The sequence below is a fragment of the Pseudomonas sp. 8209 genome, from assembly GCF_028682105.1.
GTDB classification, from domain to species: Bacteria; Pseudomonadota; Gammaproteobacteria; order Pseudomonadales; family Pseudomonadaceae; genus Aquipseudomonas; species Aquipseudomonas palmensis.
The window spans coordinates 390,874-408,181 of the sequence record NZ_JANIAH010000006.1 but is presented as its reverse complement, the minus strand read 5'-3'; the positions used below and the strand labels follow the sequence as shown (position 1 = coordinate 408,181).

The 17,308-nt window shown below is 67.1% G+C and carries 18 protein-coding genes and 1 pseudogene; 11 read left to right on the top strand and 8 right to left on the bottom strand.

The genetic code is table 11. The features are described 5' to 3' along the window. Window positions 1–134: 134 nt before the first annotated feature. Complete coding sequence (locus NP552_RS15920; protein WP_043862260.1) at window positions 135–461, top strand: DUF883 family protein; 327 nt, start codon at window positions 135–137, stop codon at window positions 459–461. On the opposite strand, the gene NP552_RS15915 is transcribed toward NP552_RS15920, so the two are convergent. After that, entirely contained in the window at window positions 458–1,354 is an 897-nt protein-coding gene (locus NP552_RS15915; protein WP_043862259.1) for a LysR family transcriptional regulator, read from the bottom strand. The two genes, NP552_RS15920 and NP552_RS15915, sit on opposite strands and share 4 nt — an antisense overlap. Before the next feature lie 111 nt (window positions 1,355–1,465). Between NP552_RS15915 and trpB the strand changes: the two genes are divergently transcribed. Both trpB and trpA read left to right on the top strand, forming a co-directional pair. Then, complete coding sequence (gene trpB, locus NP552_RS15910; protein WP_043862258.1) at window positions 1,466–2,683, top strand: tryptophan synthase subunit beta; 1,218 nt, start codon at window positions 1,466–1,468, stop codon at window positions 2,681–2,683. Further along, window positions 2,680–3,492 carry a tryptophan synthase subunit alpha gene (gene trpA / locus NP552_RS15905; RefSeq protein WP_043862257.1) on the top strand — a complete coding sequence of 271 codons (813 nt, stop codon included), beginning with the start codon at window positions 2,680–2,682 and terminating at the stop codon, window positions 3,490–3,492. The genes trpB and trpA overlap by 4 nt, the downstream gene beginning before the upstream one ends. Window positions 3,493–3,585: 93 nt before the next feature. On the opposite strand, the gene NP552_RS15900 is transcribed toward trpA, so the two are convergent. Then, window positions 3,586–3,921 (bottom strand): DOPA 4,5-dioxygenase family protein, encoded by a 336-nt coding sequence (locus NP552_RS15900; protein ID WP_043862256.1) that lies wholly within the window; start codon window positions 3,919–3,921, stop codon window positions 3,586–3,588. A 78-nt stretch (window positions 3,922–3,999) separates the two neighbouring features. Here NP552_RS15900 and NP552_RS15895 point away from each other — a divergent pair, with 78 nt between their 5' ends. After that, window positions 4,000–4,521 (top strand): NAD(P)H-binding protein, encoded by a 522-nt coding sequence (locus tag NP552_RS15895; RefSeq protein WP_058541986.1) that lies wholly within the window; start codon window positions 4,000–4,002, stop codon window positions 4,519–4,521. 60 nt (window positions 4,522–4,581) lie between these two features. Further along, window positions 4,582–6,153: a SulP family inorganic anion transporter gene (locus NP552_RS15890; RefSeq protein WP_100634904.1), complete on the top strand. Its 1,572-nt coding sequence runs from the start codon at window positions 4,582–4,584 to the stop codon at window positions 6,151–6,153. Between the two features lie 69 nt (window positions 6,154–6,222). On the opposite strand, the gene aroE is transcribed toward NP552_RS15890, so the two are convergent. Together aroE and hemF are read right to left on the bottom strand one after the other, a co-directional pair. Further along, entirely contained in the window at window positions 6,223–7,050 is an 828-nt protein-coding gene (gene aroE, locus NP552_RS15885; protein ID WP_043862253.1) for a shikimate dehydrogenase, read from the bottom strand. 52 nt (window positions 7,051–7,102) lie between these two features. Next, window positions 7,103–8,029, bottom strand: a complete 927-nt coding sequence (gene hemF / locus NP552_RS15880; protein ID WP_058541984.1) for an oxygen-dependent coproporphyrinogen oxidase — start codon at window positions 8,027–8,029, stop codon at window positions 7,103–7,105. Window positions 8,030–8,184: 155 nt separating this feature from the next. Here hemF and NP552_RS15875 point away from each other — a divergent pair. Beyond that, window positions 8,185–9,162, top strand: a pseudogene (locus NP552_RS15875) (NADPH:quinone reductase). A gap of 99 nt (window positions 9,163–9,261) precedes the next feature. On the opposite strand, the gene NP552_RS15870 reads toward NP552_RS15875, so the two are convergent. Both NP552_RS15870 and dprA read right to left on the bottom strand, forming a co-directional pair. Next, window positions 9,262–9,819, bottom strand: coding sequence for an L-threonylcarbamoyladenylate synthase (locus tag NP552_RS15870; protein WP_043862251.1), 558 nt, complete (start codon window positions 9,817–9,819; stop codon window positions 9,262–9,264). A 39-nt stretch (window positions 9,820–9,858) separates the two neighbouring features. After that, window positions 9,859–10,956, bottom strand: coding sequence for a DNA-processing protein DprA (gene dprA / locus NP552_RS15865; protein WP_104571748.1), 1,098 nt, complete (start codon window positions 10,954–10,956; stop codon window positions 9,859–9,861). A 209-nt stretch (window positions 10,957–11,165) separates the two neighbouring features. Here dprA and def point away from each other — a divergent pair, with 209 nt between their 5' ends. Genes def through NP552_RS15840 form a run of 5 tightly spaced genes read left to right on the top strand, consistent with a single transcriptional unit; the run spans window position 11,166 to window position 15,689 of the window. Beyond that, on the top strand, window positions 11,166–11,672 hold the full coding sequence (gene def, locus NP552_RS15860) for a peptide deformylase (RefSeq protein ID WP_043862249.1): 507 nt from the start codon (window positions 11,166–11,168) through the stop codon (window positions 11,670–11,672). 57 nt (window positions 11,673–11,729) lie between these two features. Continuing rightward, complete coding sequence (fmt, locus tag NP552_RS15855) at window positions 11,730–12,662, top strand: methionyl-tRNA formyltransferase (RefSeq protein WP_274096904.1); 933 nt, start codon at window positions 11,730–11,732, stop codon at window positions 12,660–12,662. Continuing rightward, window positions 12,659–13,972 (top strand): 16S rRNA (cytosine(967)-C(5))-methyltransferase RsmB, encoded by a 1,314-nt coding sequence (gene rsmB, locus NP552_RS15850; protein ID WP_274096903.1) that lies wholly within the window; start codon window positions 12,659–12,661, stop codon window positions 13,970–13,972. Before fmt ends, rsmB begins: the two co-directional genes overlap by 4 nt. A gap of 19 nt (window positions 13,973–13,991) precedes the next feature. Further along, complete coding sequence (gene trkA, locus NP552_RS15845; protein ID WP_043862246.1) at window positions 13,992–15,365, top strand: Trk system potassium transporter TrkA; 1,374 nt, start codon at window positions 13,992–13,994, stop codon at window positions 15,363–15,365. A 12-nt stretch (window positions 15,366–15,377) separates the two neighbouring features. Beyond that, window positions 15,378–15,689, top strand: a complete 312-nt coding sequence (locus tag NP552_RS15840) for a tetratricopeptide repeat protein (protein ID WP_043862245.1) — start codon at window positions 15,378–15,380, stop codon at window positions 15,687–15,689. Window positions 15,690–15,796: 107 nt separating this feature from the next. Here the strand turns inward: NP552_RS15840 and NP552_RS15835 are convergent, their stop codons facing one another. Both NP552_RS15835 and NP552_RS15830 read right to left on the bottom strand, forming a co-directional pair. After that, window positions 15,797–16,684 (bottom strand): lysophospholipid acyltransferase, encoded by an 888-nt coding sequence (locus NP552_RS15835; RefSeq protein WP_054916050.1) that lies wholly within the window; start codon window positions 16,682–16,684, stop codon window positions 15,797–15,799. Between the two features lie 39 nt (window positions 16,685–16,723). Then, a complete protein-coding gene (locus NP552_RS15830; protein ID WP_043862243.1) occupies window positions 16,724–17,275 on the bottom strand; it encodes a DNA-3-methyladenine glycosylase I in 552 nt (183 codons plus the stop codon). Between the last annotated feature and the right edge of the window lie 33 nt (window positions 17,276–17,308).

Genomic DNA, 17,308 nt, shown 5'->3' with positions numbered 1-17,308 from the left:
CATTGAGCCTAGCAGCGCCAGGCAGGTTTACCTGTGTGGGTAAAAACCTGGCAAAAGTTCGATTGCTCTGCACTTTCGCGGCACTGCGCAGTCCCATTCTTCACATGCCACTCAAACCCTGAAGGAGAGCCACCATGGCCAATAGCTCGCTACGTAAAGCCTCGTTGCAAAGCATGGAAGCGGAAATCGAAAGTCTCCTCAAATCCCTGGAAAACCTCAAAGACGATGCTTCGGACGAGTCGCGCAAGACCTTGAAGAGCCTCAAGGGCAATGCCGAAAATGCCCTGCGTCACTCGCGCAGCCTGCTCACCGATGCCTATGAAGAGGTCAAGACCAAGACCCGCGAAACCGGCATCGCCACCCGTGACTATGCCCAGCAACACCCCTGGACCACCGCCGGCGTGGCCGTGGGCGCACTGGGCCTGCTGGCCGCCTACCTGCTGTGCAAGCGCGGCGACTAAAGCGCCTGACGCCCCAGTTCGGCGCGCAACCAGTGCGCCAGCTGCTCGGCGCGCCCGTCCGCGGCGCGCCGGGGCACCCACAGGGCCAATGACGCCCGCGTAGGACCAAAGCCCCACGGTGCCGCCAGCCTGCCGGCACGCAGGTCATCGGCCACCAGCGGCTGCGGGGCGATCGCCACCCCCAGGCCGGCCACAGCTGCCTCCAGCAAGTAGTACAGATGCTCGAACCCTTGCCCGTAGCGCATTGCCTGCGGGTCGATGTGCTGTTGGCGGGCCCAGTCGGGCCAGGCCTGGGGCCGCGAGGTGGTGTGTAGCAGGGTTTCCCCCAGCAAGGCGCTGGCTGGCGCCTGACGCAGGCGGTCGAACCCTGGAAAGTGCGGGCTGAGCACCGGCCCGATGCATTCCTGTGCCAGCACGTGCACCTGCATGTCGGCCGGCCACGGCGGCTCGGCGAATACCAGCAGCGCATCCAGCCCCGGCCGGCGCGGGTCCAGGTCGCCTTCGCCCGCCGACAGGTGCAGACGCAGCTCCGGCAGGTCGGCCTGCAGGCGCCCAAGGCGCGGAATGAACCAGCGCGCCAGCAGGCTGCCTGAACAACCCAGCACGAACGGTGCGTCGGCGCGGTCCTGGCCCAGCTCGGCGCACACGCTGCGCAGGCGCTCGAAGGCGTCGCTGCTGGCGTCGCGCAGGCGCACACCGGCATCTGTGAGTTTAATGCCGCGCCCTTCCTTGACGAACAGGCTCACGCCCAGGTGCTCTTCGAGCACCTTCAACTGCCGGCTCACCGCACCGTGGGTCACGTGCAGTTGCTCGGCAGCCTGGCTGACGCTGTTGAGCCGGGCGGTGGCTTCAAAGGCCCGAAGGGCATTGAGCGGGGGCAGTTCTCTGGCCATTGACGTGTGAGTTTTCCTGACAGGTTGTGGCGATCTTATCGGTTTTCAGCGGCGCGTGTCGTGGGTAGAGTAGGCCCATTGCGACCTCATACCCACGCCCTGGAGCGACCCATGACCCAGACCAACTTCCGCAGCGGCCCCGATGCCAACGGCCTGTTTGGCGCATTCGGTGGCCGCTACGTGGCCGAAACCCTGATGCCGCTGGTGCTCGACCTGGCCCGCGAATACGAAGCGGCCAAGGCCGACCCCGAGTTCAACGAGCAACTGGCGTACTTCCAGCGCGACTACATCGGCCGTCCTAACCCGCTGTACTTCGCCGAGCGCCTCACCGAACACTGCGGCGGGGCGAAGATCTTCTTCAAGCGCGAAGAGCTCAACCACACCGGCGCGCACAAGGTGAACAACTGCATCGGCCAGGTGCTGCTGGCCAAGCGCATGGGCAAGAAGCGCCTGATCGCCGAAACCGGCGCCGGCATGCACGGTGTGGCCACCGCCACCGTGGCCGCACGTTTCGGCCTGCCCTGCGTGATCTACATGGGCGCCACCGACATCGAGCGCCAGCAGGCCAACGTGTTCCGCATGAAGCTGCTGGGCGCCGAGATCGTGCCGGTCACCGCCGGCACCGGCACCCTCAAGGACGCCATGAACGAAGCGCTGCGCGACTGGGTGACCAACGTCGACGACACCTTCTACCTGATCGGCACCGTGGCCGGCCCGCACCCGTACCCGGCGATGGTGCGCGACTTCCAGTCGATCATCGGCAAGGAAACCCGCGAGCAGCTGCAGGCCAAGGAAGGACGCCTGCCCGACAGCCTGATCGCCTGCGTGGGTGGTGGCTCCAACGCCATGGGCCTGTTCCATGACTTCCTCGATGACGCCAGTGTGCAGATCATCGGCGTCGAGGCCGGCGGCCACGGGGTCGACACCGACAAGCACGCAGCGAGCCTCAACGGCGGCGTGCCCGGCGTGCTGCACGGCAACCGCACCTACCTGCTGCAGGACGCCGATGGCCAGATCACCGACGCCCACTCGATTTCCGCCGGCCTGGACTACCCCGGCATCGGCCCGGAGCACGCCTACCTGCACGAAGTGAAGCGCGTCGAGTACGTGAGCATCACCGACGACGAGGCGCTGGATGCGTTCCACGCTACCTGCCGCCTGGAAGGCATCATCCCGGCGCTGGAAACCTCCCACGCGCTGGCAGAAGCCATCAAGCGTGCGCCCACCCTGCCCAGGGACCACCTGATGGTGGTGTGCCTTTCGGGGCGTGGCGACAAGGACATGCAAACCGTAATGAGCCATATGGCCGCGCAGGAGAAGCAGGCATGAGCCGTCTTGAACAACGTTTTGCCGACCTCAAGCGCGAGGGCCGCGCTGCCCTGGTGACCTTCGTGACCGCCGGTGACCCGGGCTACGACGCTTCGCTGGCGATCCTCAAGGGCCTGCCGGCTGCGGGTGCCGACGTGATCGAGCTGGGCATGCCGTTCACCGACCCGATGGCCGACGGCGTGGCCATCCAGCTGGCCACCCTGCGTGCGCTGGAGGCCGGGCAGACCCTGGCCAAAACCCTGCAGATGGTGCGTGAGTTCCGCACCGGCAATGCCACCACGCCGATCGTGCTGATGGGTTACTACAACCCGATCCACCGCTTCGGCGTGGAGAAGTTCGTGGCCGAGGCCAGGGATGCGGGCGTGGACGGCCTGATCATCGTCGACCTGCCGCCGGAGCACGACGCCGAGCTGGCCACCCCGGCCCAGGCCGCGGGCATCGACTTCATCCGCCTGACCACCCCGACCACCGATGACGCGCGCCTGCCGCGCGTGCTGGAGCGCAGTTCGGGCTTTGTGTACTACGTGTCGGTAGCCGGCGTGACCGGCGCAGGCTCGGCGACCAGCGATCAGGTAAGCGGCGCCATCGAGCGCCTGCGCCGCCACACCGACCTGCCGATCAGCGTAGGCTTCGGCATTCGCACGCCTGAACAGGCGGCAGCCATTGCGCGGCTGGCCGATGGTGTGGTCGTGGGTTCGGCGCTGGTGGACAAGGTGGCCAACGCCAGCACGGGCGAGCAGGCGGTAAGCGATGTGCTGGCGCTGTGTTCGGCGCTGGCCGAAGGTGTGCGCGGCGCGCGCAAAGGCTGATACCGCGTCGCCTCATTCGCCGGCAAGGCCGGTTCCTACAGACACCGCAGTCCTGTAGGAGCCGGCCTTGCCGGCGAAAGCCTCACCGCCGCTTCAAGCCCCTTCGAACATCGAAAGATCCAGCGGCCGCACGGCCCCCATCCAGATCGCATGGTCCCGATGATCGGCCAGCTCATCGCCGGTCAGCGGATGCAGAAACACCACCAGCCCCTTGCGGTACAACGCCAGCCACGGCAGCACCACGCCCACCATCTCCGGCCCGAATGCCAGCTGGCAGCTCCAGTCCGGGTGCGGCCCCACCGGTTTCTGATGCATGCGCCCCATGCTCACGCCAAACAGCGTGGCGGCTTCCTCGCACAGCGCCCGCGCCTGCTCCATCGTACCGGCGTCGTAATACACATGGGCGTGATACCCCTTTATCCGTTGCACGCTGCCTCCTGAATTCGACCGAACCCCCAGGTGCTCCCGCAGGTCCAAAGGCCATCAGGATACCCCCGGAGCGCTATCGTGAAAAACGCCGAAACACCTGTCTTCAAACTGATCCTGCTCGGCGGCCAGTGCACCCTGGGCGATGCGCTGGTAAGCGAACTGCTGCAGCGCCAGCACGAGGTGACCCTGATCCTCGACGACCTCAACCAGCCCCAGGCGCGCCCCGGCCTGCACGTCAAGAACGGCGGCCTGGCCAGCGCAGACCAGGCCGAACAGAGCATCGCCGGCGGTTCGGCCGTGGTGTGCCTGCTCGACGGCCTGGCGCCCGGCGACTTCTCGCGGCAGGGGCTGATGACCCAGGCCCTGCTCGCGGGCATGGCCCGCACGCCCCTGCGTCGCATCGTGCTGGTGGGCCAGTTTGGCGGCGGCGCGGCGCCGCTGGCGGAGTTGTTGCAGGCCGGTGGCCTGCGCTGGACGTTGGTCAACACGCCACTGAGCGAGCATCCGGACAGCCTGGCAGGCATCGCTGCGGGCATTGCCGACCTGCTGGACCTGAACCTGCATGTTGGCGAACAGGTGAATTTCATCGAGGCCCCCTGACTTGCACCGGGCCGCCATAGCCTGCACCCTGAGCCTTCACCGCACTGCATAGAGAGCTTCATGGCCTGGCTAGAGCGCCACCGTCTGTTTCCCTTTCTCGCCTGGCTGCCTCGGCAAACCCGTGCCAGCGTGCGGCGCGACCTGCTGGTGGGGCTCAGCGGGGCGATCCTGGCCCTGCCGCAGTCGATCGCCTATGCGCTGATCGCCGGCCTGCCCGCCGAGTACGGGCTGTACGCGGCCATCGTGCCGGTGCTGATCGCGTGCCTGTGGGGCTCGTCGTGGCACCTGATCTGCGGGCCCACCGCCGCCATCTCCATCGTGCTCTACGCCAGCATCAGCCCCGTGGCGGTTCCCGGCAGCGACGACTACATCCGCCTGATCCTGCTGCTGACCTTCCTGGCCGGGGTGTTCCAGTGGCTGCTGGGCATGCTGCGCTTCGGCGCGCTGGTGAATTTCGTCTCGCACTCGGTGGTGCTCGGCTTCACCCTCGGCGCTGCAGTGGTGATCGCCCTGGGCCAGGTGCCGAACCTGCTGGGGCTCGACCTCGCCAGCCAGGCCACCGCCCTCAGAACCCTGCAAGGCCTGCTGCAGCATGCCGGCGACATCGACTGGCCATCGCTGCTGCTGGGGCTGGGCACCTTGCTGCTGGGGCTGTCGATCAAGCTCGCACGGCCGCGCTGGCCGGCGCTGTTGATCAGCCTTGCCGGCGCCAGCCTGCTGGTGTGGCTGTGGCCGGCACTGTTCGGCCATGTGGCGCTGGTGCCGGCGTTCATTGGCCGGCTGCCCCCGCTGAGCCCGCTGCCGCTGCTGGACCTGGAGCTGATCCTGCGCCTGCTGCCCAGTGCCGTGGCGGTGGGCATGCTGGGGCTGGTCACCAGCCTGTCGATTGCGCGCTCGCTGTCGATCCGCTCCGAACAGCTGATCGACGCCAACCAGGAGATCCGCGCCCAGGGCCTGTCCAACCTGGGCGGTGCATGGTTCTCCGGCTACCTGTCGTCGGGCTCGTTCACCCGTTCCGGGCTCAGCTATGAGGCCGGGGCGCAGTCACCGCTGGCGGGGGTGTTCTCGGCCCTGTGGGTGGCGCTGTTCGCCGTGGCGGGCGCCAGCCTGATCGCACACATCCCGATCCCGGCGATGGCCGGCAGCATCCTGCTGATCTGCTGGGGGCTGGTGGATCACCGTGCGATTCGGGCGCTGTACCGGGTCAGCCGGCCGGAGTTTCTGGTGATGCTGCTGACCTGCGTCGCTACCTTGCTGCTGGAACTGCAGACGGCGATTTATGCCGGGGTGCTGGCATCGCTGTTCTTCTACCTCAAGCGCACTTCGCAGCCACGGGTACAGCAGTCGCGCGAAGGCGAGGCGGATGTGCTGCGGGTGTTCGGCTCGATCTTCTTCGGCGCCAGCCATTATCTGCAGGTGCGCCTGCAGCGGTGCCAGGCCCCGGTGGTGGTGATCGATGCGCGGCAGATCAACTTCATCGATTACTCGGGGGTGGAGATGCTGCACCAGGAGGCGCGGCGGCTGCGCCGGCAGGGCCGTCAACTGGTGCTGCGGCGGGCGAGGGGGCAGGTGGTGGAGGAGTTGCAGAAGCTGGAAGGGGCGGCTGATTGCCCGGTCCAGTTCGAGGATTGAGTTGCGCCCTTCGCCGGCAAGGCCGGCGCCTACAGGGGCCGGCCTTGCCGGCGAAGGCAGCGCCGCGTTCTAGCCCCGCGCCAGCTGCCGGCGCAGCTCATCGAGCACCGGCCCGGTGTCCGGGCGCACCCCGCGCCAGATGAAGAACGCCTCCGCCGCCTGCTCAGCCAGCATTCCCAGCCCGTCCAGCACCTTGGCCGCACCGTGCTCGGTGGCCCAGCGACAGAACGGCGTGGGCTCCTTGGCGTACATCATGTCGTAGCACACGGTCACGCCCGGTTCGATCAGGCTCGCGGCAATCGGCGGCATCTCGCCGGCCAGGCTCGCCGAGGTGGCATTGATGATCAGGTCCACCGGCTCTTCCAGCCAGCTGAAGCCGCTGGCGGCCACCGGCCCCAGGTCGTCGAACTCGCGGGCCAGCTGCTCGGCCTTTTCTACCGTACGGTTGGCAATCACCAGCGACGCAGGCTCATGCGCCAGCAACGGCTCGAGCACCCCGCGCACCGCGCCACCGGCCCCCAGCAGCAGGATGCGCTTGCCCTTGAGCTCGACCCCGGCATTCACCGTGAGGTCGCGCACCAGGCCGGCACCGTCGGTGTTGTCGCCCTGCAGGCTGCCGTCGGGCAGCCGGGTCAGCGTGTTCACCGCCCCGGCTCGCCAGGCGCGTGCGGTCAGGCCGTCACCCACCAGGCGGTAGGCTTCCTCCTTGAAGGGCACGGTGACGTTGGCGCCGCTGCCCTGCTTGAAGAAGCCCAGCGCGCACATGCTGAAGTCGTCCAGCGGCGCCAGCAGGGTGTTGTACTCCAGCTGCTGGCCGGTCTGGTCGGCGAACAGCCGGTGAATCAGCGGCGACTTGCTGTGGCCGATAGGGTTGCCGAATACAACGTACTGGTCCATGACGCGTTTCCTGAGTCCGCCCGGCGAATCGGGCACGTTATCCACAATGGGTTCAGTGACCGGCCTTGTCCAGGCCCAGCCAGTCGCGGTCCTGCAGGAAGTACTCGGTCAGGCGTGCTTCTTCGCTGCCCGGCGCAGCCTTCCAGTCATAGCCCCAGCGCACCTGCGGCGGCAGCGACATCAGGATCGACTCGGTACGGCCGCCCGATTGCAGGCCGAACAGGGTGCCACGGTCGTACACCAGGTTGAATTCCACGTAGCGCCCGCGGCGGAACTCCTGGAATTCACGCTGCTGGGCGGTGTACGGCTGCGCCTTGCGCCGTTGCACGATGGGCAGGTAGGCCTCGACGTAGGCATCGCCGATGGCGCGGATGAAGGCGAAGCAGGTGTCGAAGTCCCACTCGTTCAGGTCGTCGAAGAACAAGCCGCCGATGCCCCGCGGCTCGCCCCGGTGCTTGAGATGGAAGTAGCGGTCGCACCAGGCCTTGTAGCGCGGGTACACATCGGCGCCGAACGGTGCGCAGGCCTGCTCGGCCACGCGGTGCCAGTGGATGCAGTCTTCTTCGTGGGCGTAGTAGGGCGTGAGGTCGAAGCCGCCGCCGAACCACCATACCGCCTCTTCACCTTCCTTCTCGGCAATGAAGAAGCGCACGTTGGCGTGGGAGGTCGGTACATGGGGGTTGTGCGGATGGATCACCAGCGACACCCCCAGCGCCTCGAAACCACGGCCAGCAAGTTCGGGGCGGTGCGCGCTGGCAGACGGCGGCAGGCCGCTGCCGAACACGTGCGAGAAGTTGACCCCGCCTTTTTCGATGACGTTGCCTTCGCCGATCACCCGCGTGCGCCCACCGCCACCGGCTTCGCGTACCCAGGCGTCCTCGACGAAGCGGGCGCCGCCGTCTTCGCTTTCCAGGGCGGCGCAAATCCGGTCTTGCAGGTCGAGCAGGTAGGCCTTCACGGCCTCGGTGCGGGTAGTCATCAGGTCACCTTGGAAACGGGCTAGGGCCGGGCCAGGCGGGGGCCGGCGCTGAATTCGGCGCGTAGCATACCACCGGCGGCAGGCCACCCGCAGTTGACGGCGATCAAGCAAAGGCGTCCGATAGGGGTTTTCCCGGATCCAGCAGGAGAGTGCAGATGGCCAAGCGTATCCAGTTCAGCCAGCATGGCGGCCCCGAGGTATTGACCCTGGTGGACTTCGAACCCGCCGCGCCCGGCCCGCAACAGGTCCGCGTGCGCAACCACGCCATTGGTCTGAACTTCATCGACACCTATTTCCGCAGCGGGCTGTACGCGCCGCCGGCACTGCCCTCGGGCCTGGGCACCGAAGCTGCCGGCGTGGTCGAGGCGGTGGGCGAGGGCGTGACGCGGATCAAGGTGGGCGATCGGGTGGCCTACGCTGGCGGTCCGCTGGGTGCCTACAGCGAGGTGCACACGCTGCCTGAAGCCAACCTGGTGAAGCTGCCCGAGAGCATCAGCTTCGAGTAGGCCGCCGCGGTGATGCTCAAGGGCCTGACCGTGCAGTACCTGCTGCGCCAGACCTACGCGCTGCAGGCCGGCCAGACGGTGCTGTTCCATGCCGCCGCCGGTGGGGTGGGTTCGCTGGCCTGCCAGTGGGCCAAGGCCCTGGGCGTGAAGCTGATCGGTACCGTGAGCTCGCCGGAGAAGGCGGCGCGGGCCAAGGCCCTGGGTGCATGGGAAACCATCGACTACAGCCGTGAAGACGTGGCGCAGCGCGTGCTGGAGCTGACCGGCGGCAAGAAGTGCCCGGTGGTGTACGACGGCGTGGGCCAGGACACCTGGCTGACCTCGCTGGACTGCCTGGCGCCGCGCGGGCTGATGGTGAGCTTCGGCAATGCGTCGGGCGCGGTGAGCGGAGTCAATCTGGGGATCCTGGCGCAGAAGGGCTCGCTGTATGTGACCCGGCCGACGCTGGCCAGCTATGCCAACAATGCCGAGAACACCCAGGCGATGGCCGACGAGCTGTTCGAAATGATCGCCAGCGGCAAGCTGGCTGTGGATATCCAGCAGCGCTATCCGCTGGCCGAGGCGGCCAAGGCTCAGGCAGAGCTGTCGGCGCGGCGGACGGTGGGGTCTACGGTGTTGTTGCCTTGATTCAGCAGTGACGCCATCGCGGGTCAAGCCCGCTCCCACAAGGTTATCCACAACGCCTGTGGGAGCGGGCTTGACCCGCGAAAAAGGCCCGAAGGGCCTTCAACCCGCTCTGACGACCTGCCCCGTGGCCAGGTCGCGAATCACGCTCGGGTTGCGCCGCCCGCCCAGGCTGCCGCCCAGGATCACATCCAGCTGCCCGTGGAAGTACTGTTCCACGCGCAGGCGCGAGCGCGCTGCCGGCCGGCCCTGCGGGTTGGCCGAGGTCGACACCAGCGGGCCCACCAGCGAACACAGGTCGCGCACCACCGGGTGGTCGCTGACCCGCAGCGCCACGGTGTCATGCACGCCGGTGATCCATTCCGGCAACATGCCCTGGTGCGGCACCAGCCAGGTATTGGGCCCCGGCCAGGTGCTGGCCATGCGGTCCAGCCACAGCTCGGGGAAGTCCTCGAACAAGAAGTCGAACTGGCGGATGTTGTCCGCAATCAGGATCAGCCCCTTGTTCACCGAGCGGGACTTGAGCGCCAGCAGGCGGTCCACCGCCTCCTCGTTCCACGGGTCACAGCCCAGGCCCCAGACCGCCTCGGTCGGATAGGCCAGTACCGCACCCGCCCGAATTTCCCGCGCGGCTTGTTGCACACGCCAACTGTTCACCATCGTTGTCACTCCGCGTTCAAAGGCTGGTACGCAGTGTACTTAGCCCGGCCGGGCAAACCAACGCCCCGCGTCACTGCACACACGCCCGTCCAGCTCCAGTTCGGTGAGCGTGGCCAGCACCTGGGGCAGGGCCTGACCGCTGGCCAGCGCCAGCGCCTCGGTGGTGTGCGGCGCCGCCAGCAGCAACCCCAGCAGCGGGTGCACCACCGGCTCGGGGGCGGCCGACGGAAGGTTCTGCCAGCCACGCAAACTTTCCAGAATCTGCTCTATGCTCTCCACCAGCATCGCGCCATCACGTATCAATTGATGGCAGCCCCTGGCCCCCGGATGGTAGATGGAGCCAGGAATCGCGTACACCTCGCGCCCCTGTTCGGCTGCCAGGCGCGCGGTGATCAGCGAACCGCTGGCCAGGCTGGCCTCCACCACCAGCACGCCGAGCGACAGCCCGCTGATGATGCGATTGCGCCGCGGGAAGTTGGCCGCCACCGGTCCGGCATCCAGCGGGAACTCCGAGACCACTGCGCTACCGCGCTCGGCCATGGCCTGCGCGAGGGCATGATGTCGCTGTGGATAAAGTTTTTGCAGGCCGGTGCCGAGCACGCCGATAGTGCGTCCGCCAGCATCCATTGCAGCCTGGTGAGCGGCACCGTCGACCCCCAGTGCCAGGCCGCTGGTAATCACGAAACCGGCCTGGGCCAGTTGCCTGGAAAACGCGGCCGCGGTGTCCAGGGCCGGGCGTGAAGCGCGCCGGCTGCCGACGATGGCCAGCTGCGGCTGCTCCAGAATCATCGGGTCGCCGGCAATGAACAGAAGGGGCGGGGCATCGCAAAGCTCGGCCAGCAAGCCAGGGTAGGTGGGGGCGTCCCACATCAGCAAATGCTGCCCGGGCCGCTCTAGCCAGGCCATTGCAGCCGCTGCGCCGGCGTAAGCCTCGGCACTGTGGCGGGCCGTTATGCTGGCCGGGCTGCGGCCCAGCGCCCGCCATTGTGTGGCGGGCGCATCAAGCGCGGCGGCCGCGCTGCCAAAGGCTTCCAGCAGCAGGCCAAAGCCCTTTGGCCCGATATCGGGAAGGCGGTGCAGGCGCAGACGTGCCTCGAGTTCAACCGGCGAGCACGCCGCAACAGGCGGGAGGGGCATCGGATCATCCTTGATCGAAGGCGGGTCAGCCACGCGTGAAAACCTGTGGATAACTCTGTTGATAATAGTTTGACAACTCGCCGCCCGGTGCGGGCCGCCAGTCGCCTTCAAAACCCTAGCCGACCTTGAGAAGGGTGCCGAACGCGCCGAATACCTTTATTATGTGCATTCATGTTTGCAACCCATCGCACAGTGCAGCTCATACGCTTATGGCCATCTTGAACATCCTCGAATTCCCGGACCCGCGCCTGCGCACCATCGCCAAACCGGTGACGGAAGTGGACGACAGCATCCGTCAGTTGATCGATGACATGTTTGAAACCATGTACGAAGCCCCTGGCATCGGCCTGGCCGCCACCCAGATCAACGTGCACAAGCGCGTGGTGGTCATGGACCTGAGCGAAGACCGCAGCGAACCGCGGGTCTTCATCAACCCCGAGCTGGAAATGCTCACCGACGACATGGACCAGTATCAGGAAGGCTGCCTGTCGGTACCCGGCTTCTACGAGAACGTCGACCGCCCGGTGAAGGTCAGGGTCAAGGCCCTGGATCGCGACGGCAAGCCCTTCGAACTGATCGCCGAAGGCCTGCTGGCCGTGTGCATCCAGCACGAATGCGACCACCTCAACGGCAAGCTGTTCGTCGACTACCTGTCGAACCTCAAGCGCGACCGCATCAAGAAGAAACTGGAAAAGCAGCACCGCCAGAACGCTTGATCCCTCATTCCAGAAGGCTTGCTCCGGCAAGCCTTTTTCTTTTTAAGCGAGAACTGCATGCGCATCGTCTTCGCGGGCACCCCCGAGTTTGCCGCCGAACACCTCAAGGCCCTGCTGGCCGGCCCCCATGAAATCGTCGCGGTCTACACCCAGCCAGACCGCCCGGCCGGCCGTGGCCAGAAGCTGATGCCCAGCCCGGTCAAGCAGCTGGCTGTGGATAACGCCATCCCGGTGCTGCAACCGCCGACGCTGCGCAGCCCCGAGGCGCAGGGCGAGCTGGCCGCACTCAAGCCCGACCTGATGGTGGTGGTGGCCTACGGCCTGATCCTGCCCCAGGCGGTGCTGGATATTCCGCGCCTGGGCTGCATCAACAGCCACGCCTCGTTGCTGCCACGCTGGCGCGGCGCCGCGCCGATCCAGCGCGCGGTGCAGGCCGGCGACGCCGAAAGCGGCGTGACGGTCATGCGCATGGAGGCCGGCCTGGACACCGGGCCGATGCTGCTCAAGGTCAGCACCCCGATCAGCGCCAGCGACACCGGCGGCAGCCTGCACGATCGCCTGGCCGAACTGGGCCCGCCCGCGGTGCTGCAGGCCATCGACGGCCTGGGCGCGGGCACCCTGCACGGCGAAGTGCAGGACGACGCCCTGGCCACGTATGCCCACAAGCTGAACAAGGACGAGGCGCGTCTGGACTGGTCGCGCCCCGCCAAGGAACTGGAGCGCCTGATCCGCGCCTTCAACCCGTGGCCGATCTGCCACAGCACCCTGGGCGGCGAAGCCCTCAAGGTGCTGGGTGCGCGCCTGGCCGATGGCAAGGGCGCGCCGGGCGAGATCCTGTCTGCCAGCAAGGACGGCCTGATCGTGGCCTGCGGCGAGCAGGCGCTGTGCCTGACCCGCCTGCAACTGCCCGGCGGCAAGGCGCTGAACTTCAGCGACCTGTACAACAGCCGCCGCGAAAAATTCGCCAGCGGCACGGTGCTGGGCCAATGAACCCGCGTCTGGCCGCCGCCCGCGCCCTGGCCGCCGTGCTCAGCGGCAAGGCCTCGCTCAACAGTTCGCTGCCCGCCCAGCTGGACAAGGTCGAGGCCCGCGATCGCGGCCTCACCCAGGACCTGGCCTTCGGTACCGCACGCTGGCAGCCACGCCTGTCGGCACTGGCCGAGCGCCTGCTGCAAAAGCCGTTCAAGGCCGCCGACAAGGATGTCGAGGCGTTGCTGCTGGTGGGCCTCTACCAGCTGCTGTACACCCGCGTGCCGGCCCACGCCGCCATCGGCGAAACGGTCGGGTGCGCCGACAAGCTGAAAAAGCCCTGGGCCAAGGCCCTGCTCAATGCCGTGCTGCGCCGCGCCCAGCGCGAGAGCAGCGAGATGCTTGCCGAACTTGAACGCGACCCGGTGGTGCGCACCGCGCACCCGCGCTGGCTGCAGAAGTCGCTCAAGGCGTTCTGGCCCGAGCAGTGGGAAGCCATCTGCGCCGCCAACAATGCCCACCCGCCGATGATCCTGCGGGTCAACCGCCGCCACCACAGCCGCGATGCCTACCTGGGCCTGCTGCGCGAAGCCGGCATCGATGCCGCGCCGTGCACGTACAGCCGTGACGGTATCCTGCTCGCCGAGGCCTGCGACGTGCGCGGTTTGCCGGGCTTCGAACAGGGCTGGATCAGCGTGCAGGACGAAGCCGCGCAGCTGGCCGCCGACCTGCTCGACCTGGCGCCCGGCCAGCGCGTGCTCGACGCCTGCTGCGCCCCCGGCGGCAAGACCTGCCACCTGCTCGAGGCGCATGCCGGGCTGGAGGCGGTGGTGGCCATCGACCTGGAAGCCAAGCGCCTGACCCGCGTGCGTGAAAACCTCGACCGCCTGGGCCTGGAGGCCCAGTTGATCGCCTGCGATGCCCGCGACACCGCCAGCTGGTGGGACGGCAAGACCTTCCAGCGCATCCTGCTGGACGCTCCCTGCTCGGCCACCGGTGTGGTCCGTCGCCACCCGGACATCAAGCTGACCCGCCAGGCCGATGACATCGCTGCCCTGGCCAGCCTGCAGGGCGAGTTGCTCGACGCGCTGTGGCCAACCCTCGAAGTGGGCGGCATCCTGCTCTACGCCACCTGCTCGACCCTGCCGACCGAGAACACCGAAGTGATCGAGGCGTTCCTGGCCCGCACGCCGGGCGCGCGCGAGCTGGACCTGGCCACCGAGGCCGGCATCCGCCAGCCCCATGGCCGGCAGTTGCTCGCGCAGGAAGGCGGCCACGATGGCTTCTACTATGCCAAGCTGATCAAGATCGCCGCCGTTCGCGGACACTAACCAGCACAAGGGAGAGCGGATGAAGATCATCATCCTGGGCGCGGGGCAGGTCGGCGGCACGCTGGCCGAGCACCTGGCCAGCGAAGCCAACGACATCACCGTGGTCGACACCGATGGCGACCGCCTGCGCGATCTGGGCGATCGCCTCGACATCCGCACCGTGCAGGGCCGCGCCTCGCTGCCGACGGTGCTGCGCCAGGCCGGTGCGGATGATGCCGACATGCTGGTGGCGGTGACCAACAGCGACGAGACCAACATGGTCGCCTGCCAGGTGGCCTACACCCTGTTCCACACCCCGACCAAGATTGCCCGGGTTCGCGAGTCGGCCTACCTGACCCGCAGCGGCCTGTTCAACAACGAGGCGATCCCGGTCGACGTGCTGATCAGCCCCGAACAGGTGGTCACCCACTACATCAAGCGCCTGATCGAGCACCCCGGCGCCCTGCAGGTGATCGACTTCGCCGAGGGCAAGGTCCAGCTGGTGGCGGTCAAGGCCTACTACGGCGGCCCGCTGGTGGGCCAGCAGCTGCGCCAGATCCGCGAGCACATGCCCAACGTGGACACCCGCGTGGCGGCGATCTTCCGTCGCGACCGGCCGATCAAGCCACAGGGCGACACGGTGATAGAGGCCGACGACGAGGTGTTCTTCATCGCCGCCAAGAACCACATCCGCGCAGTGATGGGCGAGCTGCGCCGCATCGACGAAACCAACAAGCGCGTGGTGATCGCCGGCGGCGGGCAGATCGGCGAACGCCTGGCCGAGGCCATCGAGAGCCGCTACCAGGTCAAGATCATCGAGATGAACGCGGCGCGTTGCCGCTATCTGTCCGACACCCTCGACAGCACGGTGGTGCTGCAGGGCAGCGCCTCGGACCGCGACCTGATGCTGGAAGAGAACATCGCCGACGCCGACATCTTCCTGGCCCTGACCAACGATGACGAAGCCAACATCATGTCCTCGCTGCTGGCCAAGCGCCTGGGCGCGAAGAAGGTGATGACCATCATCAACAACCCGGCCTATGTCGACCTGGTGCAGGGCGGCGAGATCGACATCGCCATCAGCCCGCAGCAGGCCACCATCGGCACCTTGCTGGCCCACGTGCGCCGCGGCGACATCGTCAGCGTGCACTCGCTGCGCCGTGGCGCGGCCGAAGCCATCGAGGCCATTGCCCACGGCGATTCGAAGTCGAGCAAGGTGATCGGCAAGGCCATCGAGGACATCGCGCTGCCGCCGGGCACCACCATCGGTGCGATCATCCGCGACGAGCAGGTGCTGATCGCCCACGACGACACGGTGATCGAGTCCGGCGACCACGTGATCCTGTTCGTTGTGGATAAAAAGTACATCCGCGACGTGGAGAAGCTGTTCCACGTGGGCCTGAGCTTCTTCTAGGGAGAAACCGGAATGCGCGAATCACTGGAAAAGATGCTGGCCAAGGGTGTGGATAACTCGCTGCTGCGCTTCGGCCTGGGCAAGGCCTGGCTGGATGAGGGCAACGGCGCAGAGGCCGCGCTGCACCTGCGCCGCTGCGTGGAATTCGACCCCAAGTACTCGGCGGCGTGGAAGCTGCTGGGCAAGGCGTATCAGGTGCAGGGCGACGTCGCCGGCGCGCGCCAGGCCTGGACCGAAGGGCTGGCTGCAGCGCAGGCGCATGGGGACAAGCAGGCGGAGAAGGAGATGACGGTGTTTCTCAGGAAGCTCGACAAGGCTGTTTAGGGCGGCTGTGCAGCCCATCGCGGGTCAAGCCCGCTCCCACAGGTACAGAGCAGATCCTGAGATCACTGATATCCCTGTGGGAGCGGGCTTGACCCGCGAAGGGGCGCTCAGTACCAGCGCGTCTCGCCCGGCGGGCGCTTCTTGAAGCGCTTCATGCTCCACATGTACTGGCTTGGATACGCGCGCACATAACGCTCCACCACCTTGCTCATGGCCGCCGCCGAGGTCTCCACGTCGGTGCTGTACATCGCATCCGGCGCCGCTTCCAGGATCACCTTGAAGCCCGAACCGTCCGGCAGGCGCAACGCATGCAGGAACACCCCCACCGCCTTGCCACCGGCCAGCATGTTCGGCACGAACTTGCTGGTCAGTGCCTTGGTGGCAAAGAACGGCACGAACACCCCCGCCGATTCCGCCGGCTCCGGGTCGGCCGGAATGCCCACCTGGCCGCCCTTGCGCACTTCCTTGATGATGCTGAGGATGCCTTCCTTGGTCGACGCCGCCACGCGGTTGCCCAGTTGCACGCGCTGTTCGCGCAGCAGGTCATCCACCGCCTTGAGCTTGGGCGGGCGGTAGAAGATGATCGGCTTGCACTGGCTGCAATAGAAGTGGTTGAGCACTTCCCAGTTGCCCAGGTGGCTGGTGATGCCCACCACGCCCTTGCCCGACGCCAGTGCCTCGTGCAGCACCTCCAGGCCCTCGACCTCGCGCACCAGGTCGATGGAGCGCTGCGCCGGCCAGATCCACGCACAGGCGCTTTCGGTGAACGACTTGCCGATGTCCATCAGCGTGCGGCCCACAAGGCGCTCGCGTTCGGCCGGGTCCATCTCGGGGAAACACTTGGCCAGGTTGATGCGCACCACGTTGCGCGAGCTGTTGGGCACCTTCCACATGATCCAGCCGATGGCCGCGCCAACCCGCTGCACCGCGCCCCAGGGCAACTTGGCAAACAATCGCAACGCCCCGACCATCAAGGCGCCCTTGAACTTATCCACAGGCAGGTTCCTCCTTCTGCAAGCCGCGCATTGTAACCGTCAGCGGCGCAGGGCGGCGTAACGATCGCAATCGGTGGTGTGATCCATGACCATGCCAGTGGCCTGCATGAAGGCATAGCAGATGGTCGGCCCGACAAAGGTGAAGCCGGCCTTCTTCAGGGCCTTGCTCATGGCCGTGGCCTCGTCGGTCACCGCCGGCACCTCGTTGCGCTGGCTGAAATGATTGATTTTCGGCACCCCGCCGACGAACGACCAGAGCCACTGCGCCGGCTCGTCCAGCGCCAGCCAGGCCCTGGCGTTGCGCCGCGCGGCGTTGAGCTTGAGGCGGTTGCGGATGATGCCGGGGTCGAGCATGCGCTCCTCGATCTCGGCATCGGTCATCTGCGCCAGGCGCTGCGGGTCGAAGCCGAACAGCACCTCACGGTAGCGCTCGCGCTTCTTCAGCACCGTGATCCACGACAACCCGGCCTGAAAGCCTTCGAGCAGCAGCATTTCGAACAGCGCGCCGGGCTCGCGCTGGGGCGTGCCCCACTCGCTGTCGTGGTAGGCCTGGTACAACGGATCATCGGTACACCAAAAGCAGCGTGGCATAAGGCTCCAAGGGTAGAGGCGGGGGCGAATCGG

Excerpts from the sequence above, each read along its gene's own strand:
- NP552_RS15920 (WP_043862260.1), top strand. The coding sequence starts at position 135 with ATGGCCAATAGCTCGCTACGTAAAGCCTCGTTGCAAAGCATGGAAGCG.
- NP552_RS15915 (WP_043862259.1), bottom strand. The coding sequence starts at position 1,354 with ATGGCCAGAGAACTGCCCCCGCTCAATGCCCTTCGGGCCTTTGAAGCC.
- trpB (WP_043862258.1), top strand. The coding sequence starts at position 1,466 with ATGACCCAGACCAACTTCCGCAGCGGCCCCGATGCCAACGGCCTGTTT.
- trpA (WP_043862257.1), top strand. The coding sequence starts at position 2,680 with ATGAGCCGTCTTGAACAACGTTTTGCCGACCTCAAGCGCGAGGGCCGC.
- NP552_RS15890 (WP_100634904.1), top strand. The coding sequence starts at position 4,582 with ATGGCCTGGCTAGAGCGCCACCGTCTGTTTCCCTTTCTCGCCTGGCTG.
- aroE (WP_043862253.1), bottom strand. The coding sequence starts at position 7,050 with ATGGACCAGTACGTTGTATTCGGCAACCCTATCGGCCACAGCAAGTCG.
- hemF (WP_058541984.1), bottom strand. The coding sequence starts at position 8,029 with ATGACTACCCGCACCGAGGCCGTGAAGGCCTACCTGCTCGACCTGCAA.
- NP552_RS15870 (WP_043862251.1), bottom strand. The coding sequence starts at position 9,819 with ATGGTGAACAGTTGGCGTGTGCAACAAGCCGCGCGGGAAATTCGGGCG.
- dprA (WP_104571748.1), bottom strand. The coding sequence starts at position 10,956 with ATGCCCCTCCCGCCTGTTGCGGCGTGCTCGCCGGTTGAACTCGAGGCA.
- def (WP_043862249.1), top strand. The coding sequence starts at position 11,166 with ATGGCCATCTTGAACATCCTCGAATTCCCGGACCCGCGCCTGCGCACC.
- fmt (WP_274096904.1), top strand. The coding sequence starts at position 11,730 with ATGCGCATCGTCTTCGCGGGCACCCCCGAGTTTGCCGCCGAACACCTC.
- rsmB (WP_274096903.1), top strand. The coding sequence starts at position 12,659 with ATGAACCCGCGTCTGGCCGCCGCCCGCGCCCTGGCCGCCGTGCTCAGC.
- trkA (WP_043862246.1), top strand. The coding sequence starts at position 13,992 with ATGAAGATCATCATCCTGGGCGCGGGGCAGGTCGGCGGCACGCTGGCC.
- NP552_RS15840 (WP_043862245.1), top strand. The coding sequence starts at position 15,378 with ATGCGCGAATCACTGGAAAAGATGCTGGCCAAGGGTGTGGATAACTCG.
- NP552_RS15830 (WP_043862243.1), bottom strand. The coding sequence starts at position 17,275 with ATGCCACGCTGCTTTTGGTGTACCGATGATCCGTTGTACCAGGCCTAC.